Below are 25,940 nucleotides of genomic sequence, written 5' to 3'. Positions count from 1 at the left end.
GACCGGGTCGCTCAGTCGGTCTCGACCGAGCAGGACTTCTTGTGCTCGCGCAGTTCCTGAATCTCGCGTTCGAAATCCTCTGCAGAACTGAAGGAACGGTAGACCGAGGCGAATCGAAGATAGGCAACCTCGTCGAGATCGCGTAGGGGTCCGAGGATCGCCAGTCCGACCTCGTGGCTCGGGACCTCGGGTGAGCCCTTCGCCCGCACCGCGTCCTCGACCTGCTGCGCGAGCTTGTTGAGTGCGTCGTTGTCGACATCGCGCCCCTGGCAGGCGCGGGCCACGCCGCGCACGACCTTCTCGCGGCTGAACGGCTCGGTCACGCCGCTGCGCTTGACGACGGACAGCACGGCCGTCTCGACTGTGGTGAAGCGGCGTCCGCATTCGGGACACGCCCGCCGACGACGGATCGCGGCACCCTCGTCTGCCTCGCGCGAATCGACCACCCGGGAATCGGGATGGCGGCAATACGGGCAGTACATGTCGGTTCCTTCGTCGTGCCCGTGCGGGTCGCGACGTCGGCGCCGAAGCGATGTCTCCCGACCGGAACCGTCTCCACCCGCGAGTGGGCCGACACCGCCGCAACCACACGGAGTGGTGTGACTGACAGTGTTAGACAATACCCGCCTGTCCGGCTCGGGAGCGGATCGCGGGTCGGGCGGGGCCACGACGCCCTCATTCCCGGCTGGAATCCGGCAAGAGGAGGCGGCTTCCGGCCTGCACGGCCGTACCGTCGAGCGAGTTGAGGTCGGCGATCCTCGCGACCGTGACGTCGACCGGGACCTCGGGCCACACGCGAGCGGCCAAGGCCTCCAGGCTCTCCCCCTCTCGCACGACCGTGGTGCCGGCGCTCTGCGAGATCACCTCATCGGTGCGCACGTGGGCGAGCACGAGGAGCATCGTGGTCGCGAGCGCGGTGAGGAGCACCGTCGTGGCCATCTGCCGCCAACTCGTCCCCTTCGCAGGCCGGCGACTGCGCGGTGCGATCTCCGAACGGCGGTGCAGGGGTTCCCGCGAGGGCGCGGCGACGCGCGGTCTCGTCCGCGCCGGGACACGGGTGCGATGGTGCAGCGTCGACGTCGCGATCGGCCGGATGCGATATGCCGCCGCCCCGGGCGCACCTGCTCCCGGCGGGCCCACGACGGTCCGCCCTGCCGTGCTCGTCCGGACTGAGGCACCGGTTCGGACCACCGCGCCCTGTCGCGCCGTACCCACCGGAACCGCCGTGTCGATCCGAACCGCTCTGCTCATCGGAAATCCTCCGTGTCGCTGTGCGTGGTCTTCCGACCCCGTCCGTGTCGCTGTGCGTGGCCTTCCGACCCCGTCCGACCACTCGATCATGTGTTCGAACGAAAGTCTGTTCGAATGTTCTATCACGAGTCACAGCCTGACGGCAGCTCCTCGGAGGGTGAATCTCGAACATCTGTTTGATATACGCGCGGGATCTCGATAGATTCGAAAGGCAACTTGCAACCCATCCGACACTCGCCGCACGGAGGTCACGATGAAGGCGGACGGAACATCCACAGCCCGCCGGGGCGGACCCGCGACCGACGATCCCACCGCGAGCCTCACCGAGCGTCAGCGTCGTGTGCTCGAGGTCATCCGCGATTCCGTCAGCGAACGGGGATACCCGCCGAGCATCCGTGAGATCGGCGACGCCGTCGGCCTCAACTCCACATCCTCCGTCGCACACCAGCTGCGCACCCTCGAACGGAAGGGCTTCCTGCGCCGGGATCCGAACCGTCCGCGTGCCGTGGACGTCCGCGGTCTCGAGCCCACCCCCGCACCCGAGTCCTCGCCCGAGGTGGTCGCCGGCACGTCGACCGACGACATCCCTTCGGCGGCAATGGTTCCCGTCGTCGGCCGGATCGCTGCCGGTGGTCCGATCCTGGCCGAGGAATCGGTCGAGGATGTCTTCCCGCTGCCGCGCGAACTCGTCGGTCAGGGCTCGCTGTTCCTGCTCAAGGTCGTCGGCCAGTCGATGATCGACGCGGCCATCTGCGACGGCGACTGGGTGGTCGTCCGGCAGCAGAACGTCGCCGACAACGGCGATATCGTCGCCGCGATGCTCGACGGCGAGGCCACCGTCAAGACGTTCAAGCGGGTCGACGGCGACGTCTGGCTCATGCCGCACAACCCGATGTTCGAACCCATCCCGGGCAACGACGCAGTCGTCCTCGGCAAGGTCGTCACGGTCGTCCGCAAGATCTGATCCCCGGGCCACCGGAGACGAACGAGGCCTGGGTGGCTCCGCACAGCGAAGCCACCCAGGCCTTCTCGTACGTGCCTCAGACGTTGAGGCCGCGCCCGATGACTTCCTTCATGATCTCGTTCGTGCCGCCGTAGATCTTCTGCACGCGGGCATCGAGGTACGCCTTGGCGACCGGATACTCGCGCATGTAGCCGTAGCCACCGTGCAGCTGCAGGCAGCGGTCGATCAGCTCGACCTGCTTGTCGGTGGTCCAGTACTTGGCCATCGCGGCCTCCTGGACGGTGAGCTTCTTCTCGTTCAGCAGCTCGATGCACCGGTCCACGAACACCCGGGCCAGCTGGGTCTCGGTGGCGAGCTCGGCGAGCTCGAAGCGGGTGTTCTGGAACTTGCCGATCGGCTTGCCGAACGCCTTGCGGTCGCGGCAGTACTGGATCGTGTCGTCGAGCACGCGCTCCATCGCAGCAGCGGCGACGACGGCGATCGCGAGACGTTCCTGCGGCAGGTTCTGCATCAGGTAGATGAAGCCCATGCCCTCCTGGCCGAGGAGGTTGGCCGCCGGGACGCGAACGTCGTTGAAGCTGAGCTCCGCCGTGTCCTGCGCGTCGAGGCCGATCTTGTCGAGGTTGCGTCCCCGCTCGAAGCCCGGCATGCCGCGCTCGACGACGAGCAGCGAGAAGCCCTGGGCGCCCTTCTCCGGGTCGGTGCATGCGACGACGATCACCAGATCGGAGTGGATGCCGTTGGTGATGAACGTCTTGGCGCCGTTGAGGACCCAGTCGTCACCGTCGCGCACCGCGCGGGTCTTGATGCCCTGCAGGTCGCTGCCGGTGCCCGGCTCGGTCATCGCGATGGCCGTGATCAGCTCACCCGAACAGAAGCCCGGGAGCCAACGCTTCTTCTGCTCCTCGTTGGCGAGCTCGAGCAGGTAGGGAGCGACGACATCGTTGTGCAGCATGAAGCCCAGACCGCTGAAGCCCAGCTTGGTGGTCTCCTCGGCCATGATGGCGTTGTAGCGGAAGTCGTCCATGCCACCGCCGCCGTACTCCTCCGGCACCGCCATGCCGAGGAAGCCCTGCGCGCCGGCCTTCTTCCACACCTCACGGTCGACGATCTTGTCCTTCTCCCACTGCTCGTGGAAGGGGGCCACCTCCTGTTCGAGGAACTTCCGGTACGACTCCCGGAAGAGGTCGTGCTCGGGCTCGAAAAGGGTGCGTTGCATCTGCGCTCCTGTGTGAGACGTCGTTCGACATACTCACGGTATGCAGACGAGGGCGCGGTAACGCTGACACAACCGAGCGCATTTTGTGACCCGGACGACCCCGGCGGGTACGCGTCGGTATCGAACGGCCCGCGGGCACGAGTCGGTGTCGGCCGATGCGCCGGGTTCCGGTCAGCGGCGCAGATCCGCGAGTCTGCGCAGCAGCGGGTACGCGACGAGGATGCCGATCGAACCCCAGGCGATACCGCCGAGTTCGACCGAGCCGATCGACAGGGTCAGGTCGCCGATGCCGGCGACGAGCGCCGCGGCCGCGACCGTGAGGTTGACCGGATCCGTGAAGTCGACCTTCGCCTCCGTCCAGATGCGGACACCGAGGATGCCGATCAGGCCGTAGAGCACGAGGGTCGCGCCGCCGAGGACGCCCTCGGGCACGGTGAACACCAGCGCACCGAACTTCGGCGAGAAGGCCAGCACGACGGCGGTGACCGCCGCAACGGCGTATGCAGCGGTCGAGTACACGCGCGTGGCCGCCATGACGCCGATGTTCTCGGCATAGGTGGTCGTGCCCGAGCCGCCGCCCGCACCCGCGAGGGTGGTCGCAAGGCCGTCGGCGATGAGCGCATTGCCGGCCATGTCGTCGAGGTTTCGACCGGTCATCGCGGCGACCGCCTTGACGTGGCCTACGTTCTCCGCGACCAGCACGACGACGACGGGCAGCGCCAACAGCACGACCGACAGTTCGAAAGTGGGGCCGTGCAGATCGGGCAGACCGAACCACGCCGCGTCGCGCATGGCGTCGATGCGCTCGGACGCGATCGCCCCGGTGAACGCCGCGAAGATCCATCCGACGATCACACCGACGAGGATGCCGAGGCGGCCGAGCATGCCCGGGCCGACCACCGTCACGAGCAGTGTGACCACGAGCGTGATCGTGGCGACGAGCGGTTGGGCTTCGAACGATCCGGTGGCCGTCGGCGCGAGGTTGAGGCCGATGAGGGCGACGATCGCCCCGGTGACCACCGGCGGCATGACCGCGTCGATGATGCGCGAACCCGCCGCCTTGACCACGAGGCCGATAAGCACCAGCACGATGCCGACGGCGACGATCCCGCCGAGCTGCGCTGCCGGACCGGAACCGGCCGAGGCGCTGAGCGGCGCGATGAACGCGAAAGACGAACCGAGATAGCTGGGCACCCGGCCGCGCGTGATGATCAGGAACAGCGCGGTGCCGATACCGGAGAACAGCAGCGTGGTCGTGACGGGGAAGCCCGTGATCGTCGGCACGAGCAGGGTGGCGCCGAACATCGCGATGACGTGCTGCATCCCGATGCCGATGGTGCGCGGCCACGACAGTCGCTCGTGCGGTGCGACCACCGCACCGGGGTTGATGCGACGTCCGTCGCCGTGCAGGGTCCAGCCGCGGCGTGTGGTCGTGCGTCCGGTCGTGTTCGCTCGTTCGGTCACGACAGGTCATCGTAGAACCGGCAGCCTCATCGGCGTAGAACAGACCGCCCCGGCCGCGTAGAACAGGCCATCCCGGCCGCGTAGAACAGGCCGCCCCGGCCGCGTAGAACAGGCCGCCCCGGCCGCGTAGAACAGGCCGCCCCGGCCGCGTAGAACAGGCCGTCCCGGCCGCGCCGCTCAGTCCAGCAGTTTCGCTGCCGCGGCACGTGCCGCGACGGGGTCGTCGCTCGCGAGGACCGCCTCGGCCGCCTCACGGCAACGGTCCATCGGGACCGAGGAGAGCCGGGCGCCGACACCCGTCACCGCCGACGCGGCGCACGACAGGGACGTCACGCCCATTCCGGTCAGGACGCAGGCGAGGAGCGGGTCGGCCGCCGCCTCGCCGCACACCCCCACCGGCTTGCTCGCGGCCGCCCCGGCCTGCGCCGCGCGGGCCACGAGTGCGAGCACCGCGGGCTGCCACGGGTCGGTGAGTGCGGCCAGCTGCGGCGACATCCGATCGGCCGCCATCGTGTACTGGGCGAGGTCGTTGGTGCCGATCGACAGGAAGTCCAGGTGTTCGAGCAACCGATCGGCGAGCAGCGCCGCGGACGGAACCTCGATCATGACGCCGGGTGACAGCCCGCGCTCGCGCACCCGCGCGGCGAAATCGGCCGCCTCCGAGACGGTCGCCACCATCGGTGCCATGACCCACGGCGTGGCGCCGGTGCGCGAGGCCGCGGCGGCCACCGCGTCGAGCTGACGGTCGAGGACTCCCGGCGCCGTGGTCGTGATGCGGATACCGCGGACGCCGAGGGCGGGATTGTGTTCGTCGGGGTGGTTGGCGAACCGGAGGGGCTTGTCGGAGCCGGCGTCGAGGGTCCGCAGGACGACCTTCCGTCCCTCGAACGCCTCGAAGACCTCCGCATAGATGTCGGCCTGCTCGTCCACCGTCGGTTCGGTGTCGCGGTCGAGGAAACACAACTCGGTGCGGAACAGTCCGACGCCCTGCGCCGGCGTCCGGCGCGCCGCGCGGGCACCCGATCCGTCCTGCACGTTGGCGAGGATCTCGACCGGGTGACCGTCGGCGGTGGCGCCGGGACCGGACCAGCCCGCCACCCGCTCGCGCTCGACGCGGTCGCGTTCGACCTCGGCTGCGGCCTCGGCGCTGTCCGGGGAGATCACGATCCGGCCCGTCGCGCCGTCGACCAGCACCTCGGTGCCGGCAGGGACGTCGTCGAGACCTGCCACCGCGACGACACACGGGATGCCGAGCTGGCGCGCGATGATCGCGGTGTGGCTCGTGGGTCCTCCGAGGGAGGTGGCCAGCGCGACGACGACGGACGGGTCGAGTCCGGCGGTGTCGGCGGGTGCGAGATCGGCCGCGAGGAGCACGGACGGCGAATCGGGCATCTCGAGACCGGGTTCGGGGGCGCCCTGCAGTTCGGCGATCACGCGGTCGCGGATGTCGAGCAGGTCGGTGACCCGCTCGGACTGCAGCCCGCCCATCTTCTCGAACAGGGCCGCGAACTGGTCGGTGGCGGCGACGGTGGCACCGACCGCGTCGGATCCGGACCGGATCTTCGTCGCGGTCGCCCCGCGCCAGGCGCGGTCCTCGACCAGCACAGCGGTGGCTTGGAGCACTTCTGCCGCGGCACCCGATGCACGCGAGGCGCGGGCGCGCAGCCGCTCGGCCACGACCTTCGCGGCGTCCTCGAACCGGCCCACCTCGGCCTCGCGCGCCGTGTCGGGGATCGAGGCGCCCTGCGCCGGGACCACAGGACGCGCGACGGGACGGATGACCGGCCCGTATCCGATACCGGGGACGACGGGGGTGCCGTACAGGACGGACGCCGACTGCTCCATGGAGATCTCCTCACCGCAGTAGTTCGTTGTGACTCAGATTACTCGGAAGCCTTGACATGTCAACACAGACGGGCGTAAAACAACATAAACCAACATTGTTTTCCCCACAGATCGGGTACCCCCAGGAGTGTCGGTGTACGCAGAGGAACGGCAGCAGGCGATCGCAGCACTGGTGGCGGCACGTGGCCGCGTGTCGGTCGCAGTGCTCGCCGACCGGTACGGCGTCACCACCGAGACCGTGCGCCGCGACCTCGCACACCTCGAACGCCTGGGCCTCGTGCGGCGGGTTCACGGCGGCGCGATCCCGGCCGCCTCGCTCTCGGTGGCCGAGCCTGCCCTCTCCGAGCGCGAACACACCCGCGCCGAACACAAGGACCGCATCGCCGCCGCCGCGACGTCCTTCCTCCCGCCGTCCGGCGGAAGCGTGCTCTTCGACGCCGGCACCACGACCGGCAGGATCGTCGGAGCGCTGCCGCCCGAGGTCGACCTCACCGTCGTCACCAACTCGGTGCCGATCGCCGCGCGCCTCGCCGCAATGAGCACCGTGCAGCTGCACCTGCTCGGCGGTCGCGTCCGCGGTGTCACGCAGGCCGCGGTGGGTGCCGAGGCCCTCGCCACCTTGTCGACGGTGCACGTCGACGTGGCCTTCATCGGCACCAACGCGCTGAGCATCGACCACGGCCTGTCCACCCCCGACGCCGACGAGGCCGCGGTCAAGCGCGCGATGGTGCGCACCGCCGACCGGGTCGTCGTGGTCGCCGATTCGTCGAAGGTCGGTCGGCGCAATCTGCTGAGCTTCGCGTCGCTCGAACCGATCGACGTTCTGGTCACCGACACCGATCTCGACGACACCGACCGTCGGCAACTCATCGAACACGGAATCGAGGTGGTGACGACATGATCGTCACGCTCACGGCCAACCCCAGTCTCGATCGCACGGTCGGGCTGACGGGCCCGCTCGAGCGCGGGAAGGTGCATCGCACCGAGCGATCCACCGTCGATCCGGGCGGCAAGGGGATCAACGTCGCGCGTGTGCTGCACGCCGCGACGACCGAGGTCGTCGCCGTTCTCCCGGCCAACGCCGGCGATCCTCTGCTCGCCGCGCTGGACGAGCAGGGCATCGCCCATCGGGCCGTGCCCACCTCCGGGCCGACGCGCAACAACATCACCGTCGCCGAACCCGACGGCACCACGACCAAACTCAACGAACCCGGAACCCCCTGCACCGGACGCACACTCGGCGAGTTGCACGCAGTCCTGCTGGAATGCGCGCAGGGAGCCGCGTGGACCGTCCTGTCCGGTTCTCTTCCTCCCGGTGTGCCCGAGTCGTGGTATGCCGATCTCGTGGGTGCCCTGCGCGGTCTCGGATGCCGCATCGCGGTCGACACCTCCGAGCGGCCACTGCTCGCCCTCGCCGAGAGGTTCCCCGCGGCGGCCCCGGACGTGATCAAGCCGAACGCCGACGAACTGGCCCAGCTCACCGGCGCGGACGCCCACGAACTCGAATCCGGCGCCGCCGCAGGAGACGTCGGCGCCGTGGTCGACGCGGGACGGGTGCTGGTGGAACGCGGGGTCGGCGCGGTACTCGCGACCCTCGGCGGTGCGGGCGCGGTGCTGGTCACCGCCACCGGCGCGTGGCGGGCCACCGCCGACGACGTCACGGTCCGCAGCACGGTCGGCGCGGGCGACTCGTCGCTCGCCGGATATCTGCTCGCCGAGCAGGCCGGTCACACCCCCGACGAGTGCCTGCGCCTCGCCGTGGCGTACGGAACCGCAGCCGTCACGCTCCCCGGAACAGCCCTGCCCACACCCGATTCCGTCGATCCATCCCGAGTGCACGTCACCGACGTCCACCGCCGACCCCGACCGCTCCCCTCCCACTCCTAAGGAACGTCATGTCCGACACCACCTCCGGCTCCGCAGGCGGTTCCTCGATCATCGGCACGGAACTCGTCTCGCTCGATGTAGACCTGGGATCCGACAAGAACTCCGTCATCGCCGCGCTCGCCGAGCGTCTCGCAGCGAACGGTCGCGCATCCGACGCCGACGCACTCACCGCGGCCGTTCTCGAACGGGAGGCCAAGTCCGCCACCGGCCTTCCCGGCGGGATCGCGATCCCGCACGCACGCAGCGAAGCGGTGACCACGCCGTCGCTCGGTTTCGCCCGGCTGTCCCCGAAGGCCGACTTCGGTGCGCCCGACGGACCCGCCGACCTCGTCTTCCTCATTGCCGCGCCCGAAGGTGCGGGCGGCGACCACATGAAGCTGCTCACCGCTCTCGCTCGTGCACTCGTGCGCCCGGACTTCGTCGCGTCGCTGCGCGCGGCCGCGTCCGCGGACGAGGTCATCGCGCTGGTCGAGGACGTCCTCCCGCCCCGACCGGAGTCGTCGGGCAGCGCTCCTGCCGGCTCGACCGCAGCGCCGGAACAGCCGTCACCGACAGCCGCTGCGAAGCCGGCGGTCGCGCCTCCGCAGAGCGCGGAACAGCCCGGAGGCCGCACGATCGTCGCGGTCACCGCGTGCCCGACCGGTATCGCGCACACCTACATGGCCGCCGATGCGCTGGCCGCCGCCGGTGAACGCGCGGGCGTGACGGTCCGGGTGGAGACGCAGGGATCGAGCGGCAGCACTCCCCTGCCCCCCGACGTGATCGCCGGCGCCGACGCCGTCATCTTCGCCACCGACGTGGGGGTCAAGGGCCGCGAACGGTTCGCCGGGAAGCCCGTGATCGCATCGGGCGTCAAGCGCGCGATCAACGAACCGGACACCATGGTCGACGAGGCCCTGCGGGCCGCCACCGATCCGTCCGCACGCACCGTCGAGGGCACCGCGGGCGCCCCGGCGGGTGAGTCGGAGAGCGGCAGCGACCTCGGTTGGGGTACCCGGCTGCGGCAGATCCTGCTCACCGGTGTGAGTTACATGATCCCGTTCGTCGCGGCCGGTGGTCTGCTCATCGCTCTGGGCTTCCTGCTCGCCGGTCCCGACATCACCGACTCGGCCGCCGACATCGTCCTCGACAACACGCTCACCAACCTTCCCGAGGGTGGGCTCGGCACTTATCTCGGTGCGGTGCTGTACCAGATCGGCTCGTTGGCGTTCTCGTTCCTCGTCCCGGCACTGGCCGGGTACATCGCCTTCGCGATCGCGGACCGTCCGGGTCTGGCTCCGGGCTTCACCGCCGGTGCGGTGGCCGTCTTCGTCGGCGCCGGTTTCATCGGCGGTCTGGTCGGCGGCATCATCGCCGGCTTCGCGGCCCTGTGGGTCGGCCGTATCCCGCTGCCCACTTGGGCTCGTGGCCTGATGCCTGTGGTGATCATCCCGCTGCTCGCGAGCCTGATCGTCGGTGGGCTCATGTTCCTGCTGCTCGGTCGCCCGCTCGCCGCGATCACGACCGGTCTCACCGACTGGCTCAACGGTCTGTCCGGTGGTTCCGCGGTGCTGCTCGGTGCGATCCTCGGCCTGATGATGTGCTTCGACCTCGGCGGACCGGTCAACAAGGCCGCCTACGCCTTCGCGGTCGCGGGTCTCGACGTCGCCAACACCGGTTCGCTCGAGATCATGGCGGCGGTCATGGCCGCCGGTATGGTTCCGCCGCTCGCCATGGCACTGTCGTCGCTGGTGCGTCCGCGTCTCTACAGCACGGCCGAACGCGAGAACGGCAAGGCCGCCTGGCTGCTCGGTGCATCGTTCATCTCGGAGGGCGCCATCCCGTTCGCGGCGGCCGACCCGTTCCGGGTCATCCCGTCGATGATGCTCGGCGGCGCCGTGACCGGCGGCATCGTCATGGCGACGGGTGTCACGCTCACCGCTCCCCACGGCGGATTGTTCGTGCTGTTCGCGATGGACCGCGTCGTGTGGTTCCTGATCGCACTGGCAGCCGGTACGGTGGTCGCCGCACTCGCGGTCAGTATCGCCAAGTCGATCACGCGTCCCGCCCGGGTTGCCGCCGACGAGGCGAACCCCCAGCCCGTAGCGGCACGCTCCTGATCACAGCGGCACGCTCCTGATCACAGCGGCACGCTCCTGATCTACCCGACTTCCTGCACTTCCCCACCACGAAGGAGATTCCCATGCCCAGCACCACCGTTGCCGTCGGTTCGTCCATCGGCCTGCACGCCCGTCCTGCAGGGATCATCGCCGAGGCCGTGGTCGCGGCCGGTGTCCCCGTGACCCTCGCGGTCGACGGCGGCGAGCCCGTCGACGCCGGTTCGGCCCTGATGATCATGACGCTCGGCGCAGAAAAGGGCACGCAGGTCACGATCTCGTGCGATGACGACGCGGTCCTCGCGCAGGTCGCGGAGCTGGTCGCCGCGGACCTCGACGCCTGATCTCGGCCGCGGTCGCGGCGTCTGATCTCGGCCGCGGTCGCGGCGTCTGATCTCGGCCGCGGTCGCGGCGTCTGATCTCAGCGGCGGGCGCGGCGCCGGACGACGAGTCCGAGCACCCCGAGGGCGATGACTCCGGCGGCCACGCTCGCACCGACGACCGGCAGTGCCGCGGACGACATCTCGTCCGCGGCATCGTCGTCCGCGGGTGCGAAGAGTTCCGTCGCACCGCGACGGATCCGGATCGGTGGATTCTCCGTGCCTGCCGCGCCGCGCTCGGACGCGGTGAGCAGGTCCCCGTCGGCGGTGAAGGCGACGGCTTCGCCCTGTGGTTCGTCCGGCACCGGGATGCGGAAGCGCGGACCGGCGACCAGGGCGGCCGCGAGATCGCCGTCGGGGACGTGGAACAGGTAGACGTCGGTGTAGGTGCGGACCGCCGCGACCGTCCCGTCGGCGCTGACCGCACCGCCGGTGATCATCGAGGAGGACGCCCCGGGGATGGGACCGCCGGGCGTGTCCGACGGTCCGAGTGCCAGCGCCCCGACCTTCTCGAGGGCGGCCGGTCCTGGGACGGGCAGGCCGTCGATCGTGAGTCCGCGTGCGGGCCGGTAGACATTGCTCGACCCGAACAGCGCCTTCGTCACGATCACCGGTTCGCCCGCCGCGGAGACGAGCACGGTCTCGGCGTCGCGGGGACCGTCGGGATAGGTCAGCCGATGCAGATCTCCCTGCCCGGTGTCGGGATCGAGGGAGATGAGCGCGATCGTCTCGCGGACGCGGGTGTTGTCGCCGAGATCCCCGAGCCACAACCGGCCGTCGGGCCCCGCGGCGAGATCCTCGACGTCGTAGGGATCGACGGGCGACGGAACGCGTTGCAGCACCGAGCAATCGCCGTCGAGTTCGACGATGCGTTCGTCCTCCCCGGCATCGGGCGTCGCGAACAGCCGGTCGCCGATCGTCGCCAGGCCGGACAGTTCGGCGAGCACGGGATCGTCGGGGATGCACAGCATCTCGGTCGGCAGATCCGCGACCGGAATCCCGGCGTCCTGCGCGTCGGCGTGCGAGACCGGCACGAACGCCGCGACGGCAGCGAGCAGCGCCGCCCGGCGCACGACCCGCATCAGGCCGCGAAGTCGACCAATGCCGACGCCAGCGCTGCCGGCACCTTCGCGTGCACCCGCGTGCCGTCCACCTCGTGCTCGGACGAGAGGATCTGACCGTCCGAATGGATGCGCGCGAGCAGATCACCGCGGGTGTACGGCAGGAGCAGCTTCACCTCGACGTCGGGATCCTCGAGCAGACCCGCGAGCTGGGTCTGCAACTCCTCGACGCCCACGCCGGTGTGCGCGGAGACGAACACCGCGCCGGGGATCGCGCTGCGCAACTGCGTCAGGGTGACCGGGTCGGCGGCATCGATCTTGTTGACGACGATCAGTTCCGGCGGCGGCGGTGCGTCCGATTCGCGGAGCACCTCGGTGACGACTTCGCGCACCGCCTTGATCTGCTCGGTGGGCATGGGGTCGGAGCCGTCGACGACGTGGAGCAGCACATCGGCGTCGGCGACCTCCTCGAGAGTCGACCGGAACGCCTCGACCAGCTGGGTCGGGAGGTGCCGGACGAAACCGACGGTGTCGGTGAGCACGTACTCGCGGCCGTCGGGCAGCGCCGACCGGCGGGTCGTCGGGTCGAGGGTCGCGAACAGTGCGTTCTGCACCAGGACACCGGAGCCGGTGAGCTTGTTGAGCAGGCTCGACTTACCGGCGTTGGTGTATCCCACGATCGCGACGGACGGGATCTTGTTGCGCAGACGCCGGGTGCGCTTGGTGTCGCGCGCAGCCTTCATCGCCTTGATCTCGCGACGGAGCTTGGCCATCCGCTCACGGATCCGGCGACGGTCGGTCTCGATCTTCGTCTCACCGGGACCGCGCAGGCCCACACCGCCGTTGCTGCCGGCACGGCCACCGGCCTGCCGCGACATCGATTCGCCCCAGCCACGCAGCCGCGGGAGCATGTACTCCATCTGTGCGAGGGAGACCTGTGCCTTGCCCTCTCGCGAGGTGGCGTGCTGGGCGAAGATATCGAGGATCAGCGCGGTCCGGTCGATGACCTTGACCTTGACGACCTTCTCCAGCGCGGTGAGCTGGGCGGGGGTGAGTTCGCCGTCGCAGATCACGGTGTCTGCGCCGGTGGACAGGACGATCTCCCGGAGTTCGTCCGCTTTGCCGGAGCCGATGTAGGTGGAGGCATCGGGCCGGTCACGACGTTGGACCAGGCCTTCGAGGACCTCGGAGCCCGCAGTCTCGGCGAGCGCGGCCAGCTCGGCCAGGCTCGCTTCCGCCTGGGCGGCCGTTCCGCCCGTCCAGACACCGACGAGCACGACACGCTCGAGTCGGAGCTGGCGGTATTCGACCTCGGTGATGTCCTCGAGTTCGGTGGACAGACCGGCCACACGCCGCAACGCGCTACGGTCTTCGAGTTGCATCTCGCCGACGGACGGATCCTCGGCGGTCCAGCCTCCGGATGCGTCGTACGCGGTCGGAGTGCTGTCATCTGTGGTTGCGCGATGCATGCGCTGTGTGTTCGTCATACACCTCCATGGTGTCACGAAGCCCGAATCGGTGCATTCGAGTTTTTCTGCCGCATCCGCGCGGGGGGTACCCAAGTGCGCGCCGGCCGGGCCGAGCGGCGCCGATCAGATCGGCGCCGACCACCAGGTGTCGTCGAGTTCACCCGTCGCGACCAGCACAGACGGCCCGCGCAACCAGGCGCGACCGTTCTCGATGCGCACCTCGACCGAGCCACCGGGGATCCGCACCTGCACCGCGCCGTCGGATGCGCCGTCGAAGCGCAGGGCCGCAGCAGCCGCGGCCACCGTGCCGGTTCCGCACGAGCGGGTCTCCCCCACGCCGCGTTCGTGGACGCGCATGTGGACCGTCCCGGCCGCGATCGGGGTCAGGAACTCGATGTTGACCCCGTGCGGGAAGAAGCCCGGGTCGAAGCCGGGCGAGGTGAGGTCGAGACCGGCAAGGCTCGTGTCGTTCAGGTGCGGGTCCACGCACGCGAGGTGCGGGTTGCCGACGTCGATACCGATGCCCGGATAGACCCGCCCGTCGATGGTCGCCGCCGACTCGCCGAGGGTGCGCACCGTCCCCATGTCCACGGTCACCTCGCCGAGGACCGGTCCTGTCTCGTGCACGGTGACGGGCTTGCCTCCCGCCCGGCTGCCGACGACGAACTCGCGGCGGTCCTCGAACCCGTGCGCGGTCAGATAGTGCGCGAACACCCGCACACCGTTGCCGCACATCTCGGCGATGGATCCGTCGCCGTTGCGGTAGTCCATGAACCAGTCGTCGGCGTCGGTGCCCTCGGGCAGTTCTCCGAGCGCGCCGGCCGACACCAGTGCCCCGGCCCGGGCCACGCGGAGCACACCGTCGGCGCCGAGCCCGCGACGCCGGTCGCACAGGGCGGCGATCCGGCCTGCGTCGAGGTCCAGGCGGGCGTCGGGATCCGGAAGGATCACGAAGTCGTTCTCGGTTCCGTGCCCTTTGCTGAACTCCATGCGCGCTACCTTATCGGGCTGGTGAGGCCGGTGATGTGCGTGCGTCCCGGACGGCCCGCAACGCGACGTCGAGCAGGTGGGGGTCGGCGCCGTCGAGCCAGTGGATGCGCGGGTCGCGGCGGAACCACGAGCGTTGCCGTCGCACGTAGCGCCGGGTCCCGATGAACGTCCGCTCGCGTGCGTGGTCGAGGTCGTACTCCCCGTCGATGTACGCGAGCACCTGTGCGTAGCCGATCGCGCGACGTGCGGTGACGCCCTCGCGCAGCCCGACTTCGAGGAGTCCGTGCACCTCGTCGACGAGGCCGCGTTCGAACATCAGGTCGGTGCGCCGCGCGATGCGGTCGTCGAGTTCGGCGGTGTCGCGGTCGACGCCCAGGATCACGGTGCCCCAGCGGGGCTCACCGATCGTCGGCTGCGACGCCGCGAACGGTTGCCCGGTCAGCTCGACGACCTCGAGCGCGCGGACCATGCGGCGGCCGTCGGTGGGCAGGATCGTCGCCGCGGCGGCGGGATCGGCGCTCTGCAGCGCCCGGTGGACCGCGGCGGGCCCCTCGGTCTCGAGCACCGCCTCCCACTTGGCACGGACCTGCGGATCTGTCGCCGGGAACTGCCATTCGTCGAGAAGTGCCTGCACGTACATCATCGATCCGCCGACGACGATCGGGAGGCGGCCGCGGCCGAGGATCGCCTCGACGTCGGCGATCGCGGCCTGCTGGTAGCGGGCGACCGTCGCGGTCTCGGTGACGTCGAGGACGTCGAGTTGATGGTGCGGGATCCCGCGACGCTCGTCCGGTGCCAGCTTGGCCGTCCCGATGTCCATCCCGCGGTACTGCTGCATCGCGTCGATGTTGACGATCTCGCCGCCGAGCGCTTCGGCGAGGTCCAGTCCGAGATCGGACTTGCCCGTGGCGGTGGGGCCCACCACCGCGATCGGTACGAGCGTGTCGGCGGGACCGGTGCTTTCTGCGCTCACGGTGTCCAGATCCCCACGTGGTAGCCCACGCCGTAGGGCGCGGCGGAGTAGGTGACGGACGCCGAGCGCGGGCGCGCTCCGAGGGTGGCCGCCAGGACGTGCCAGGCAGCGCGGCCGGTCAGCTTGATGTCCGAACACAGGTCGGGGTCGAGCGCCGTGAGCACCTCCGTGTCGCCGGCGCCGAGCGCTGCGGCCAGGGCCGCCTCGACCTCCTCCGAGCGCGGATCGTAGGCGCCGGGCGCCTTGGCGGTGAGGGTCGTCGCTCCGTCCGCGACGACGAGCAGTGCTCGCGGCAGATCGTCGCGGTCGAGCTCCGCACGCAGGTCGCGGCCGAGATCGGCGCAGTGGGCGGCGTCGGCGTCGGCGGCCACCACGTGGGTCGTCACGTGGGTGCCGGGTGCCGTGCGGTCGCGGATCCAGCCGGCCACCAGCGCGGTCAACGCGAGCGCGGGATCGGGTTCACCGGCGGCCTCAGGACCGAGCTGCACCGTGACGTCGACACCGAACCCGAGGAAGGTTCCGCGCGCGGTGGAAGGAACGGTCTGTTCGGCCGTCTCGGCTCCCACGACCACCCATTCCGCGGCACCGGACAGGCTGCGACCGACCTCGAGAACCGCCTCGCGCAGATCGTCGGTCTCGGAGACGGCGAGACCGGTGAGCTCGGGGACGAGCAGCGGTGGGGACGGCACGAACGCCGCGGCGGTCAACACATCGGCAACCGTAGTCCACCGGACCCGGCGCCCTGCATGGACACGACCTGTTTCAATAGTGAGCGGACACGATCGCGGAGCCCCGGGATCGACCGGCGGTAGACCCATGCGACCAGGCAGCCGTGCCGCGCGGCAGAGATGAGGTATCGATGAGCGACCCGAACGCACAGGACCGAACCGGCGAGTCGACGCAGGAGCGGACCCCGCGTCCCGGTCCCGCCACACCCCGAGCCCATGCTGCGACGCCCGGCCCCGCGGGCCGAGAGAACGGCAGTTCCACCGCAGCACCCCCGAAGCCGCATCCCGTCGCGGCCCAGACGCACCCCCACGTCCCGGCGGTGCCCGCGAGCGATCCGAGTCGGTTCGGACGCGTCGACGAGGACGGCACCGCATGGGTCCGCACGAGCGAGGGCGAGCGGTGCATCGGATCGTGGCAGGCAGGCGACGCCGCCGAGGGCCTCGCGCACTTCGGACGCCGTTACGACGATCTCGTCACCGAGGTGGCGATCCTCGAGACCCGGTTGACCTCCGGCACCGCCGACGTGAAGAAGACCCGCGCGGCCGCCGAGGCACTGGCCGAGTCGCTGCCGACCGCCGCCGTCATCGGTGATCTCGATGCGCTCGCCGCCCGGCTCACCGCGATCATCGAGCACTCCGAGGAGGCTGCGGCTCTCGCCAAGCAGGAAAAGGAGCGTCGGCGCGCCGAGAGCACGGCCCGCAAGGAGGCCCTCGCGGCCGAGTCCGAGACGATCGCCGCCGAATCCACCCAATGGAAGGCCGCGGGCGACCGGCTGCGCGAGATCCTCGAGGAGTGGAAGACCATCCGCGGGGTCGACCGGAAGGTCGACGACGTGTTGTGGCGTCGCTATTCGAAGGCACGCGAGGCGTTCAACCGGCGTCGCGGAGCCCACTTCGCCGAACTCGACCGCGAGCGCGCCGCGGCGAAGAGCCGCAAGGAAGAACTCGTCGCCCGGGCGGAGGAGCTGCAGAACTCCACCGACTGGGGTGCCACCGCCGCGGCCTTCCGCGACCTGCTCGCCGAGTGGAAGGCGGCCGGACGGGCACCGAAGGACGCCGACGACCAGCTGTGGAAGCGGTTCAAGGGCGCCCAGGACGTCTTCTTCGCCGCACGCAACGCCGCGAACGCCGAGCGCGACGCCGAGTTCGAGGAGAATGCCCGCGCGAAGGAGGCCCTGCTCGAGGTGGCCTCCTCGATCGACCCGTCGGCCGATCTCGAAGGTGCCCGGACGCGCCTGCGCGAGCTGCAGGACCAGTGGGAGGCGATCGGCAAGGTGCCGCGCGAGCGCATGCACGATCTCGAAGGCCGTCTGCGGGCCATCGAGAAGAAGGTGCGCGAGGCCGCGGATTCCGAGTGGCGCCGCACCGATCCCGAGGCCCTCGCGCGTGCGGCCCAGTTCCGTGAGCGGGTGCGTCAGTTCGAGGAGCAGGCCGCCAAGGCGACCGCCGCCGGCCGGGCGAAGGAGGCCGCGAAGGCTCTCGCCCAGGCCGCGCAGTGGCGCGAGTGGGCCGACGCGGCCGAAGGTGCCGTCGGCGAGCGCTGACCCCGCGACATCCGAGACGGACGATCTCCCTCTCCCGGTCCGGGAGAGGGGGATCGTCGTGTTCGTGCCGGAGGCGTCAGGCCTCGGGGTCGTCGCGCATCAGGCGGGGCCGCTCGTGCTGTGCTGCGACCTTCCGCAACTCGGCCTCGGCCTCGAGCTGGGCCGAGGTCCGCGCCCACACCACGCGGGCCCAGTGGAAGACGATCACCATGACGGCGAACCAGCCGATCACGAGACCGAATCCCGGGCCCGCGGCGGACGACTCGACGGGCAGGGTCTGGCGCGACCAGATCGCGAGCATGCCGAAGACGATGGTCACCGCCGAGCCGGCCAGGGACACCCACGCCAACGCCCACTTGCGGGTGACGAGCGCGAGAATCGAGCCCAGCCCGGCGAAGACCACTGCGAAGCCGACGAACAGCCGCGACGGCAGACCGATCTCCTCGGTGGTCGCGTCCGGGGCGAAGGACAGCACCTCCCACCCGTTGGCGGATCCGGCGTGGGGCAGGCTGAAGGTCGCCAGCAGGATCAGGACGGCGATCGCGACGAACATCGCCCGGGCGCCCGGGTCGATGTCGCTCGCCACCTTCCGTTCGGCGGCTTCGAGTTCGGCGCGTACGTCACCCGTCGCGTGGTGATCGTGCGGCTTGTCGGTGGTCATGCGTTGCATCCCATCTGAGGCGGCAGCGGGTCGGGGACGCCGATGCTCGGCAGTCCGAGTCCGACACCGATCGGCGGTGTCTTGGGCAACCGGCCCTGTTCGAAGTGGTCGCCCGCACGTGTACGGCGGTGCGTGAGGATCGGGGTGTCCGCGACGAGGTGGTGCGGCGCGGCGTCGCTGACGACGATCGTGATGACGTCGCCGGGACGCACCGCGGTGTCGATCGCGCCCTCGGGACGGAAGTGGACGAGGCGGCCGTCGCGGGCACGCCCGCTCATCCGGGCGGTCTCGGCGTTCTTGCGACCCTCCCCCGCCGCGACGAGCAGTTCGACCTCCGTGCCGACGAGCTTGCGGTTCTCCTCGAGGGTGATGCGTTCCTGCAGCGCGATCAGACGGTTGTAGCGCTCCTGCACTACGGCTTTGGGGACCTGACCCTCCATGTCTGCTGCGGGCGTGCCGGGACGCCTCGAGTACTGGAAGGTGAACGCGCTGGTGAAACGCGCCTTCTCGACGACCTCGAGGGTCTGCTGGAAGTCCTCCTCGGTCTCACCGGGGAAACCGACGATGATGTCGGTGGTGATCGCGGCGTGCGGCATCGCGGCCCGAACCCGCTCGATGATGCCAAGGAAGCGTTCCTTGCGGTACGAGCGGCGCATGGCGCGCAGGATCCGGTCGCTGCCGGACTGCAGCGGCATGTGCAGTTGCGGGCACACGTTGGGGGTCTGCGCCATCGCGTCGATGACGTCGTCGGTGAATTCCGCCGGATGCGGGGACGTGAAGCGCACCCGCTCGAGGCCCTCGATGTCGCCGCACGCGCGCAGCAGCGACGCGAAGGCGCCCCGGTCGCGGGGCTGCTCCGGATCGGCGAAGGACCGGCCGTAGGAGTTGACGTTCTGGCCGAGCAGTGTCACCTCGAGCACGCCCTCGTCGACGAGCGCCTGCACCTCGGCGAGGATGTCACCCGGGCGCCGGTCGACCTCCTTGCCGCGCAGCGACGGCACGATGCAGAAGGTGCACGTGTTGTTGCAGCCGACGGAGATCGACACCCATCCGGCGTACGACGACTCGCGCTTGGCGGGCAGCGTCGAGGGGAACGCCTCGAGGGCGTCGAGGATCTCGACCTCGGCACGGCGATTGTGCCGCGCGCGTTCGAGCAGTGCGGGGAGATTGCCGATGTTGTGCGTGCCGAAGACCACGTCGACCCAGGGCGCCTTCTTCACGACCGTGTCGCGGTCCTTCTGGGCGAGGCAGCCTCCGACGGCGATCTGCATGTCGGGGTTGTCGTCCTTGACCGGACGCAGATGACTCAGATTGCCGTACAGCTTGTTGTCGGCGTTCTCCCGCACCGCGCAGGTGTTGAAGACCACCAGATCTGGTGACGCGCCGGGCACGGCCTTGGTGAAGCCGGCGTCCTCCAACAACCCCGACAGACGCTCGGAGTCGTGTACGTTCATCTGGCAGCCGTAGGTGCGGACCTCGTAGGTCCGGGCACCGGTACGGGGGGCTTCTTCGTCGATCAGTGACACGTCTCAGGGTATCTCACCTCGGCGGGTCCCCTTTCCTCGCGCCGACCGCGCGTGCCCCGTCGAGGTATCCGTTACTGCTCGTGCAGTAAAAATCCCGTGACGCGCGTGTCGAAGGTGTCCCGAAATGCGAAGTCTCGGGCGTCGGACGGCATAGGGTCTGCAGATATGACATCAGCGGCCGCCGGAACGGATCGTCCGTCCGAGAAGTCGGACACCAGCTCGTCCATGATCTCCATGAACGGGGTGAACAAGCATTTCGGATCCCTGCACGTACTGCAGGACATCAACCTCGAGATTCCGCGAGGACAGGTCGTCATCGTCGTCGGCCCATCGGGTTCGGGCAAATCGACCCTCTGCCGCACCATCAACCGGCTCGAACCGATCGATTCGGGAGAGATCCACGTCGACGGCACCCTGCTGCCGGAGGAGGGCAAGGCACTCGCCCGCCTTCGTTCGGACGTCGGCATGGTGTTCCAATCGTTCAACCTCTTCGCCCACAAGACGATCCTCGAGAACGTCATGCTCGGCCCCCTCAAGGTGCGCAGGATCAAGAAGGACAAGGTCCGCGAGTCGGCGATGCAGCTGCTCGACCGGGTCGGGATCGCCAATCAGGCCGACAAATACCCGGCGCAGCTGTCGGGCGGCCAGCAGCAGCGCGTGGCGATCGCACGCGCGCTCGCGATGAATCCCAAGGTCATGCTGTTCGACGAGCCCACCTCCGCCCTCGACCCCGAGATGGTCCAGGAGGTCCTCGACGTGATGACCTCCCTCGCGAAAGAGGGCATGACGATGGTCGTGGTCACCCACGAGATGGGATTCGCCCGCAAGGCCGGCGACCGCGTTCTGTTCATGGCCGACGGTCGCATCGTCGAGGACACCGATCCCGAGACCTTCTTCACCGCACCGAAATCCGATCGCGCCAAGGACTTCCTCGGCAAGATCCTCAGTCACTGACTCGATTCCCGCCCCGACGGGCCACCCGGTCCGTCGGACGTAGTTCCGAACCGCACCGGAGGTATTCGATGAAATTGTCCCGCTCCATCCGCCTGGGCATCGGCGCCGTCGCCGTGGCAGTGGTCGCCACGGCGTGCGGTGGCGACGAGACGCGCAGTGTCTCGCAGTCCGCGGAGAACGGCACCCTGACGGTCGGTATCAAGTTCGACCAGCCGGGCCTGGGCCTGCGCAACCCGGACGGTTCGTTCAGCGGGTTCGACGTCGAGGTCGCCAAGTATGTCGCCGGTCAGCTCGGTGTGTCCGAGGAGAACATCGAATTCAAGGAAGCTCCGTCCGCCCAGCGCGAGACCCTCATCCAGAACGGTGAGGTCGACTACATCGTCGCGACCTACTCGATCACCGATTCCCGCAAGGAGAAGGTGGACTTCGCCGGCCCGTACTTCATCGCGGGCCAGTCGCTCCTCGTGCGCGCGGACGACACCGAGATCACCGGACCCGACTCGCTCAACGGCGGCAAGCGCCTGTGCTCGGTGGCGGGTTCGACCCCGGCCCAGAACGTGAAGGACAACTACGCGCAGGACGTCCAGCTCCAGGAGTTCGACACCTACTCGCTGTGTGTCGAGGCGCTGCGCAACGGCGCGGTCGACGCGGTGACCACCGACGACATCATCCTCGCCGGCTACGCCGCGCAGAGCCCGGGCGACTTCAAGGTCGTCGGTGAGCCGTTCACCACCGAGCGCTACGGCATCGGTCTCGCCAAGGGCGACGACGAGTCGCGCAATGCGATCAACGACGCGATCGAGGAGATGATCGCCAGCGGTGCGTGGGAGGCCGCATTCCAGGAGACGGTCGGCGCCTCGGGCTACGAGCTCCCGGAGCAGCCGAGCGTCGATCGCTACTGAGTGTCGATCGTCACCGAGTACGGGTACCACCCGTCACGTCCGGCGGTGCGGCCGGTCCGTAATCTCACGGACCGGCCGGACCGTTCCGGACTCCCACCCGTCCCCTCGATCCCGGAGTGACCTGTGGATCTGTTGAGCAAGTACAGCAGCCAGCTACTCGACGCGTTCTGGACCACGATCCAGTTGACCGTCATCTCGGCGATCGGTGCACTGATCCTCGGAACGATCCTCGCCGCGATGCGCGTGTCCCCCATCCCGGTGGCGCGTGCCGTCGGCGCCGCCTACGTGACGATCTTCCGGAACACCCCGCTGACCCTCATCATCATCTTTTGCCTGTTCGGTCTGTCCCAGACGCTCGGCATCAAGCTGGCCTCCGAGTCGTCGCCGACCTTCCTGGTGGACAACAACTTCCGACTCGCTGTGCTCGGCCTGAGCGTCTACACGGCGGCCTTCGTGTGCGAGTCGCTCCGCTCGGGCATCAACACGGTCTCGCTCGGACAGTCGGAGGCCGGCCGCTCGCTGGGTCTGACCTTCAGCCAGAATCTGCGCCTGATCGTCCTCCCCCAGGCTTTCCGCGCGGTCATCGCCCCGCTCGGTTCGGTGCTCATCGCGTTGACCAAGAACTCGACGATCGCCTCCGTCATCGGCGTGTCCGAGGCCTCGCTGCTGATGAAGACGATGATCGAGAACGAAGCGGCCATCTTCGTCGTCGGTGGCATCTTCGCGCTCGGATTCGTCATCCTCACCCTTCCCACCGGCCTGCTCTTCGGCCGGCTCAGCAAGCGATACGAGGTCGCCCGATGAGTGCACACGGAACCGTTCTCTACGACGCACCCGGGCCCCGCGCCAAGGCGCTCTACCGGATCCTGTCGGTGGTCGTGGTCGCGCTCCTCGTCCTGGTCGGCTGGATCGTCTACCGCGCGCTCGACGCCAACGGACAGCTGACGGCCGCCAAGTGGGAGCCGTTCGTCGAATCGTCCAGCTGGACCACCTATCTGCTGCCCGGCATCCGCGGCACGATCATCGCGGCCGTCGCGTCGATCGTGCTGGCACTCGTGCTCGGCACGGTCCTGGGTATCGCGCGTCTGTCCGACCACCGGTGGGTCCGCTGGATCGCCGGCACGATCGTCGAGTTGTTCCGCGCCGTCCCGGTGCTGATCCTGATGATCTTCGCTTACCAGGTGTTCGCCGAGTACCGCGTCTTCAAGTCCGGATATCTCGCGCTCGCGGCGGTCATCACCGGCCTGACCCTGTACAACGGCTCGGTCATCGCCGAGATCGTGCGCGCGGGCATCCGATCGCTTCCGCGTGGTCAGAGCGAGGCCGCCTACGCGATCGGTATGCGGAAGAACCAGCTCATGCGACTGATCCTGCTGCCGCAGGCCGTGACGGTCATGCTCCCGGCGATCGTGTCGCAGATGGTGATCGCGCTCAAGGACTCCGCGCTCGGCTACCTCATCGGCTATGTCGAAGTGGTGCGTTCCGGCCAGCAGCTCGGCGCGTTCTTCCAGAACTACCTGCCGTCGCTGCTGGTGGTCGCGGCGATCATGATCATCCTCAACAGTGCGCTGACACAGTTCGCGATCTGGCTCGAGAAGCGTCTGCGATCCGGGAAGCGGAAGAAGGGTGCTGTGGCGGCCGAAGAGCCGCAGACGATGCCCACGATGTCGGTGCCAGGCCTGGACCTGAGCGGCGAGGGCCGCAAGTAACAGCAGCACTGCGGTTGCGAAGTTCGCAGTCGAGCCCAGGCGTTTCGCAGTCGGGCTCAGTCGTGTGGGAGGTCGCTCGCGTCGGCACCGAACGTCGCGAGTTCTTCCCGCACGACATCGAACGCCATCCCCTGCGCGTAGCCGCGCCGGGCCAGCATCCCGACCAGCCGCCGCACCAACTTGTCGCGTTCGGCCGCGATCTCGCGCCGATCCCCTTCGGTGGGCAGCGGCGGCTGGGTGCGGAGCTTCTTGCGGACCAGTTCGACCGCCCGTTCCCGTTCGTCGGCGGTGTCGATCTGTTCGAGGGCAGCCGCCGCGTCGTCGGCGTCGATTCCCTTGCGGCGCAGTTCGAGTGCGATCGCGCGCTTACCCTTCCCCGCGTGCAGATGCCGTGAACGTGCCCACTGGTTGGCGAAATCCGCGTCGTCGATCAACCCGACCTCGGTGAGACGGTCGAGGGCACGTTCGGCGACGTCGGACGCGAACCCCTTCTGCTCGAGCTTCGTCGCGAGCTCGGATCGGCTGCGTGCCCGATCGGTCAGCAGACGGAGACAGACGTCCTTGGCCTGCGCTTCGGTGCCGCCGCCGGGCAGTTCCTGCTCGGTGCGAGCCGAGCGCCGCCGTCCGCGTCGTTCGCGCCGAGCATCGGGGCGTCGTTCCTCGGAGTCGTCCATGACGCGCACAGTAGCCGGACGCACCGACAGCGCGGCCGGGTGCGGATACGCCACGGGGGCACGGACGACGTGCGTCCGTGCCCCCGTGGGCGGTGACTAGAAGTCGACCGGCTCCTCGACATCACTCGGATCGGTGAGAACGGCACCGATGCCGAGCTTCTCCTTGATCTTCTTCTCGATCTCGTCGCGCACATCGGTGTTCTCGAGCAGGAACTTGCGGGCGTTCTCCTTGCCCTGCCCCAGCTGGTCGCCCTCGTAGGTGTACCAGGAGCCGGACTTGCGGATGAAGCCCTGCTCGACACCCATGTCGATGAGCGAGCCCTCCTTCGAGATGCCCTGGCCGTACAGGATGTCGAACTCGGCCTGCTTGAACGGAGGCGAGACCTTGTTCTTGACGACCTTCACGCGGGTGCGGTTGCCCACCGCGTCGCCGCCGTCCTTGAGCGTCTCGATCCGGCGCACGTCCAGACGCACGGAGGCGTAGAACTTCAGCGCCTTACCGCCCGTGGTGGTCTCGGGCGAGCCGAACATCACGCCGATCTTCTCGCGCAGCTGGTTGATGAAGATCGCGGTGGTGCCGGAGTTGTTGAGCGCACCGGTCATCTTGCGCAGTGCCTGGCTCATCAGGCGGGCCTGGAGACCGACGTGGCTGTCGCCCATCTCGCCCTCGATCTCGGCGCGGGGCACGAGCGCCGCGACCGAGTCGATGACGATGATGTCGAGCGCACCCGAGCGGATGAGCATGTCGGCGATCTCGAGGGCCTGCTCACCGGTGTCGGGTTGGGACACGAGCAGGGCGTCGGTGTCGACACCGAGCTTGCGCGCGTAGTCCGGATCGAGGGCGTGCTCGGCGTCGATGAACGCCGCGATGCCGCCGGCGGCCTGCGCGTTGGCGACCGCGTGGAGGGCCACCGTCGTCTTACCCGAGGATTCCGGGCCGTAGATCTCGATGACGCGCCCGCGTGGCAGGCCGCCGATACCGAGAGCCACGTCGAGTGCGATCGACCCGGTGGGAATGACTGCGATGGGCGGACGGACGTCCTCGCCCAGGCGCATCACCGAGCCCTTACCGAAGCTCTTGTCGATCTGCGCGAGGGCGAGCTCGAGCGCCTTCTCGCGGTCGTGAGCCTGTGCTGCCATCTTGGTCCCCTTAATAGAATCTCGTCCTTGTTGTCGACGACGTTAGAACCCGGCACCGACAAGTTCGCTGTCGCGACCGCGGAAACGCCGTATCTGTGGATGGAATCACCACCTGTGGACAACCCACCCGGCGTTCCCAGCATAGCCGAACACGTGTTCGAAATCCGGTCGCTTCGTGTACGCCAGGAATGGTCTCATCCCGGTCGGACAGAAAATCGATTCCGGCATCTACTCCTGCACCGATTCCGGTCGGGAACAGCCCCGACCGGCTCCGCGGCTACCGCCGCACGGGTGGGACGTCGAACTCGTCGCAGAGAGCGCGCCATACCTCCCGGGGCTCCTGTCCCGCCTCGATCGCCTCGGCCGCCGTCCGTCCACCGAGCGAAAGCAGCACGTGATCGCGCAGCAGGGCATCGCCGTGCATCTGTCCGAACTCGTCCCGGACCACCTCGTAGAACTCCGTCAACCGCACCCCGACCACGGTAGTCGCGCGCGGTGTGGCA

Annotated in this window: 25 protein-coding genes; 10 read left to right on the top strand and 15 right to left on the bottom strand. The window is 69.1% G+C overall.

The features are described 5' to 3' along the window. Nucleotides 1-11 precede the first annotated feature (11 nt). Together nrdR and RBB84_RS05825 are read right to left on the bottom strand one after the other, a co-directional pair. Nucleotides 12-482, bottom strand: a complete 471-nt coding sequence (gene nrdR / locus RBB84_RS05830) for a transcriptional regulator NrdR (RefSeq protein WP_006551317.1) — start codon at nt 480-482, stop codon at nt 12-14. A 193-nt stretch (nt 483-675) separates the two neighbouring features. Then, nucleotides 676-1,251, bottom strand: coding sequence for a LysM peptidoglycan-binding domain-containing protein (locus RBB84_RS05825; protein ID WP_231912010.1), 576 nt, complete (start codon nt 1,249-1,251; stop codon nt 676-678). Nucleotides 1,252-1,504: 253 nt separating this feature from the next. On the opposite strand from RBB84_RS05825, the gene lexA reads away from it, so the two are divergent. After that, nucleotides 1,505-2,215 carry a transcriptional repressor LexA gene (lexA, locus tag RBB84_RS05820; RefSeq protein ID WP_024100690.1) on the top strand — a complete coding sequence of 237 codons (711 nt, stop codon included), beginning with the start codon at nt 1,505-1,507 and terminating at the stop codon, nt 2,213-2,215. A gap of 76 nt (nt 2,216-2,291) precedes the next feature. Here the strand turns inward: lexA and RBB84_RS05815 are convergent, their stop codons facing one another. From RBB84_RS05815 to ptsP, 3 genes are all read right to left on the bottom strand, one after another. After that, nucleotides 2,292-3,434, bottom strand: coding sequence for an acyl-CoA dehydrogenase family protein (locus RBB84_RS05815; RefSeq protein WP_006551314.1), 1,143 nt, complete (start codon nt 3,432-3,434; stop codon nt 2,292-2,294). A gap of 171 nt (nt 3,435-3,605) precedes the next feature. Further along, a complete protein-coding gene (locus RBB84_RS05810; protein ID WP_064256235.1) occupies nt 3,606-4,898 on the bottom strand; it encodes a solute carrier family 23 protein in 1,293 nt (430 codons plus the stop codon). 177 nt (nt 4,899-5,075) lie between these two features. Continuing rightward, a complete protein-coding gene (gene ptsP, locus RBB84_RS05805; RefSeq protein ID WP_019289186.1) occupies nt 5,076-6,743 on the bottom strand; it encodes a phosphoenolpyruvate--protein phosphotransferase in 1,668 nt (555 codons plus the stop codon). 133 nt (nt 6,744-6,876) lie between these two features. Here ptsP and RBB84_RS05800 point away from each other — a divergent pair, with 133 nt between their 5' ends. The 4 genes from RBB84_RS05800 to RBB84_RS05785 all read left to right on the top strand — a co-directional run bounded on the left by RBB84_RS05800 (nt 6,877) and on the right by RBB84_RS05785 (nt 11,070). Beyond that, nucleotides 6,877-7,644, top strand: a complete 768-nt coding sequence (locus RBB84_RS05800) for a DeoR/GlpR family DNA-binding transcription regulator (RefSeq protein ID WP_019289185.1) — start codon at nt 6,877-6,879, stop codon at nt 7,642-7,644. Next, a complete protein-coding gene (gene pfkB / locus RBB84_RS05795; RefSeq protein ID WP_024100688.1) occupies nt 7,641-8,630 on the top strand; it encodes a 1-phosphofructokinase in 990 nt (329 codons plus the stop codon). Before RBB84_RS05800 ends, pfkB begins: the two co-directional genes overlap by 4 nt. A gap of 8 nt (nt 8,631-8,638) precedes the next feature. Next, entirely contained in the window at nt 8,639-10,729 is a 2,091-nt protein-coding gene (locus tag RBB84_RS05790; protein ID WP_006551309.1) for a fructose-specific PTS transporter subunit EIIC, read from the top strand. Nucleotides 10,730-10,812: 83 nt separating this feature from the next. Then, complete coding sequence (locus RBB84_RS05785) at nt 10,813-11,070, top strand: HPr family phosphocarrier protein (protein ID WP_006551308.1); 258 nt, start codon at nt 10,813-10,815, stop codon at nt 11,068-11,070. 77 nt (nt 11,071-11,147) lie between these two features. On the opposite strand, the gene RBB84_RS05780 is transcribed toward RBB84_RS05785, so the two are convergent. From RBB84_RS05780 to RBB84_RS05760, 5 genes are all read right to left on the bottom strand, one after another. Then, nucleotides 11,148-12,188: a hypothetical protein gene (locus RBB84_RS05780; protein WP_064256236.1), complete on the bottom strand. Its 1,041-nt coding sequence runs from the start codon at nt 12,186-12,188 to the stop codon at nt 11,148-11,150. Further along, on the bottom strand, nt 12,188-13,654 hold the full coding sequence (hflX, locus tag RBB84_RS05775; protein ID WP_006551306.1) for a GTPase HflX: 1,467 nt from the start codon (nt 13,652-13,654) through the stop codon (nt 12,188-12,190). The genes RBB84_RS05780 and hflX overlap by 1 nt, the downstream gene beginning before the upstream one ends. 105 nt (nt 13,655-13,759) lie before the next feature. Next, a complete protein-coding gene (gene dapF / locus RBB84_RS05770; RefSeq protein WP_006551305.1) occupies nt 13,760-14,626 on the bottom strand; it encodes a diaminopimelate epimerase in 867 nt (288 codons plus the stop codon). A gap of 10 nt (nt 14,627-14,636) precedes the next feature. After that, entirely contained in the window at nt 14,637-15,599 is a 963-nt protein-coding gene (gene miaA, locus RBB84_RS05765; protein ID WP_019289178.1) for a tRNA (adenosine(37)-N6)-dimethylallyltransferase MiaA, read from the bottom strand. Next, complete coding sequence (locus RBB84_RS05760; RefSeq protein WP_064256237.1) at nt 15,596-16,309, bottom strand: hypothetical protein; 714 nt, start codon at nt 16,307-16,309, stop codon at nt 15,596-15,598. The genes miaA and RBB84_RS05760 overlap by 4 nt, the downstream gene beginning before the upstream one ends. A 149-nt stretch (nt 16,310-16,458) precedes the next feature. Between RBB84_RS05760 and RBB84_RS05755 the strand changes: the two genes are divergently transcribed. Then, nucleotides 16,459-17,871 (top strand): DUF349 domain-containing protein, encoded by a 1,413-nt coding sequence (locus RBB84_RS05755; RefSeq protein WP_064256276.1) that lies wholly within the window; start codon nt 16,459-16,461, stop codon nt 17,869-17,871. A gap of 76 nt (nt 17,872-17,947) precedes the next feature. Here RBB84_RS05755 and RBB84_RS05750 read toward each other — a convergent pair whose 3' ends face one another. After that, on the bottom strand, nt 17,948-18,541 hold the full coding sequence (locus RBB84_RS05750; protein WP_016692697.1) for a hypothetical protein: 594 nt from the start codon (nt 18,539-18,541) through the stop codon (nt 17,948-17,950). Continuing rightward, a complete protein-coding gene (miaB, locus tag RBB84_RS05745) occupies nt 18,529-19,986 on the bottom strand; it encodes a tRNA (N6-isopentenyl adenosine(37)-C2)-methylthiotransferase MiaB (protein WP_231912012.1) in 1,458 nt (485 codons plus the stop codon). The genes RBB84_RS05750 and miaB overlap by 13 nt, the downstream gene beginning before the upstream one ends. Nucleotides 19,987-20,283: 297 nt before the next feature. Here miaB and RBB84_RS05740 point away from each other — a divergent pair, with 297 nt between their 5' ends. The 4 genes from RBB84_RS05740 to RBB84_RS05725 all read left to right on the top strand — a co-directional run bounded on the left by RBB84_RS05740 (nt 20,284) and on the right by RBB84_RS05725 (nt 23,623). After that, on the top strand, nt 20,284-21,012 hold the full coding sequence (locus tag RBB84_RS05740; RefSeq protein ID WP_006551298.1) for an amino acid ABC transporter ATP-binding protein: 729 nt from the start codon (nt 20,284-20,286) through the stop codon (nt 21,010-21,012). Nucleotides 21,013-21,080: 68 nt separating this feature from the next. Next, complete coding sequence (locus tag RBB84_RS05735) at nt 21,081-21,914, top strand: glutamate ABC transporter substrate-binding protein (protein ID WP_006551297.1); 834 nt, start codon at nt 21,081-21,083, stop codon at nt 21,912-21,914. 123 nt (nt 21,915-22,037) lie between these two features. After that, the gene (locus RBB84_RS05730; protein WP_006551296.1) at nt 22,038-22,718 is read left to right on the top strand and encodes an amino acid ABC transporter permease; all 681 of its coding nucleotides are present in this window, start codon (nt 22,038-22,040) and stop codon (nt 22,716-22,718) included. Continuing rightward, nucleotides 22,715-23,623, top strand: a complete 909-nt coding sequence (locus RBB84_RS05725; RefSeq protein WP_006551295.1) for an amino acid ABC transporter permease — start codon at nt 22,715-22,717, stop codon at nt 23,621-23,623. Before RBB84_RS05730 ends, RBB84_RS05725 begins: the two co-directional genes overlap by 4 nt. A gap of 56 nt (nt 23,624-23,679) precedes the next feature. Here the strand turns inward: RBB84_RS05725 and recX are convergent, their stop codons facing one another. The 3 genes from recX to RBB84_RS05710 all read right to left on the bottom strand — a co-directional run bounded on the left by recX (nt 23,680) and on the right by RBB84_RS05710 (nt 25,909). Then, on the bottom strand, nt 23,680-24,297 hold the full coding sequence (gene recX / locus RBB84_RS05720; protein ID WP_033096537.1) for a recombination regulator RecX: 618 nt from the start codon (nt 24,295-24,297) through the stop codon (nt 23,680-23,682). A gap of 96 nt (nt 24,298-24,393) precedes the next feature. Continuing rightward, nucleotides 24,394-25,437 (bottom strand): recombinase RecA, encoded by a 1,044-nt coding sequence (gene recA, locus RBB84_RS05715; RefSeq protein WP_006551292.1) that lies wholly within the window; start codon nt 25,435-25,437, stop codon nt 24,394-24,396. A gap of 277 nt (nt 25,438-25,714) precedes the next feature. Continuing rightward, nucleotides 25,715-25,909, bottom strand: coding sequence for a DUF3046 domain-containing protein (locus RBB84_RS05710; protein WP_006551291.1), 195 nt, complete (start codon nt 25,907-25,909; stop codon nt 25,715-25,717). Nucleotides 25,910-25,940: the final 31 nt, after the last annotated feature.

Origin of the sequence: Rhodococcus sp. D-6, from assembly GCF_040256695.1 — a bacterium.
Lineage (GTDB): Bacteria > Actinomycetota > Actinomycetes > Mycobacteriales > Mycobacteriaceae > Rhodococcus > Rhodococcus pyridinivorans.
This window is presented reverse-complemented; position numbering and strand designations above follow the sequence as displayed.

Coding starts and splice junctions, on each gene's coding strand:
- nrdR (WP_006551317.1), bottom strand. CDS start 482: ATGTACTGCCCGTATTGCCGCCATCCCGATTCCCGGGTGGTCGATTCG.
- RBB84_RS05825 (WP_231912010.1), bottom strand. CDS start 1,251: ATGAGCAGAGCGGTTCGGATCGACACGGCGGTTCCGGTGGGTACGGCG.
- lexA (WP_024100690.1), top strand. CDS start 1,505: ATGAAGGCGGACGGAACATCCACAGCCCGCCGGGGCGGACCCGCGACC.
- RBB84_RS05815 (WP_006551314.1), bottom strand. CDS start 3,434: ATGCAACGCACCCTTTTCGAGCCCGAGCACGACCTCTTCCGGGAGTCG.
- ptsP (WP_019289186.1), bottom strand. CDS start 6,743: ATGGAGCAGTCGGCGTCCGTCCTGTACGGCACCCCCGTCGTCCCCGGT.
- pfkB (WP_024100688.1), top strand. CDS start 7,641: ATGATCGTCACGCTCACGGCCAACCCCAGTCTCGATCGCACGGTCGGG.
- RBB84_RS05790 (WP_006551309.1), top strand. CDS start 8,639: ATGTCCGACACCACCTCCGGCTCCGCAGGCGGTTCCTCGATCATCGGC.
- RBB84_RS05785 (WP_006551308.1), top strand. CDS start 10,813: ATGCCCAGCACCACCGTTGCCGTCGGTTCGTCCATCGGCCTGCACGCC.
- RBB84_RS05780 (WP_064256236.1), bottom strand. CDS start 12,188: ATGCGGGTCGTGCGCCGGGCGGCGCTGCTCGCTGCCGTCGCGGCGTTC.
- hflX (WP_006551306.1), bottom strand. CDS start 13,654: ATGACGAACACACAGCGCATGCATCGCGCAACCACAGATGACAGCACT.
- dapF (WP_006551305.1), bottom strand. CDS start 14,626: ATGGAGTTCAGCAAAGGGCACGGAACCGAGAACGACTTCGTGATCCTT.
- RBB84_RS05755 (WP_064256276.1), top strand. CDS start 16,459: ATGAGCGACCCGAACGCACAGGACCGAACCGGCGAGTCGACGCAGGAG.
- RBB84_RS05750 (WP_016692697.1), bottom strand. CDS start 18,541: ATGCAACGCATGACCACCGACAAGCCGCACGATCACCACGCGACGGGT.
- miaB (WP_231912012.1), bottom strand. CDS start 19,986: ATGAACGTACACGACTCCGAGCGTCTGTCGGGGTTGTTGGAGGACGCC.
- RBB84_RS05740 (WP_006551298.1), top strand. CDS start 20,284: ATGATCTCCATGAACGGGGTGAACAAGCATTTCGGATCCCTGCACGTA.
- RBB84_RS05735 (WP_006551297.1), top strand. CDS start 21,081: ATGAAATTGTCCCGCTCCATCCGCCTGGGCATCGGCGCCGTCGCCGTG.
- RBB84_RS05725 (WP_006551295.1), top strand. CDS start 22,715: ATGAGTGCACACGGAACCGTTCTCTACGACGCACCCGGGCCCCGCGCC.
- recX (WP_033096537.1), bottom strand. CDS start 24,297: ATGGACGACTCCGAGGAACGACGCCCCGATGCTCGGCGCGAACGACGC.
- recA (WP_006551292.1), bottom strand. CDS start 25,437: ATGGCAGCACAGGCTCACGACCGCGAGAAGGCGCTCGAGCTCGCCCTC.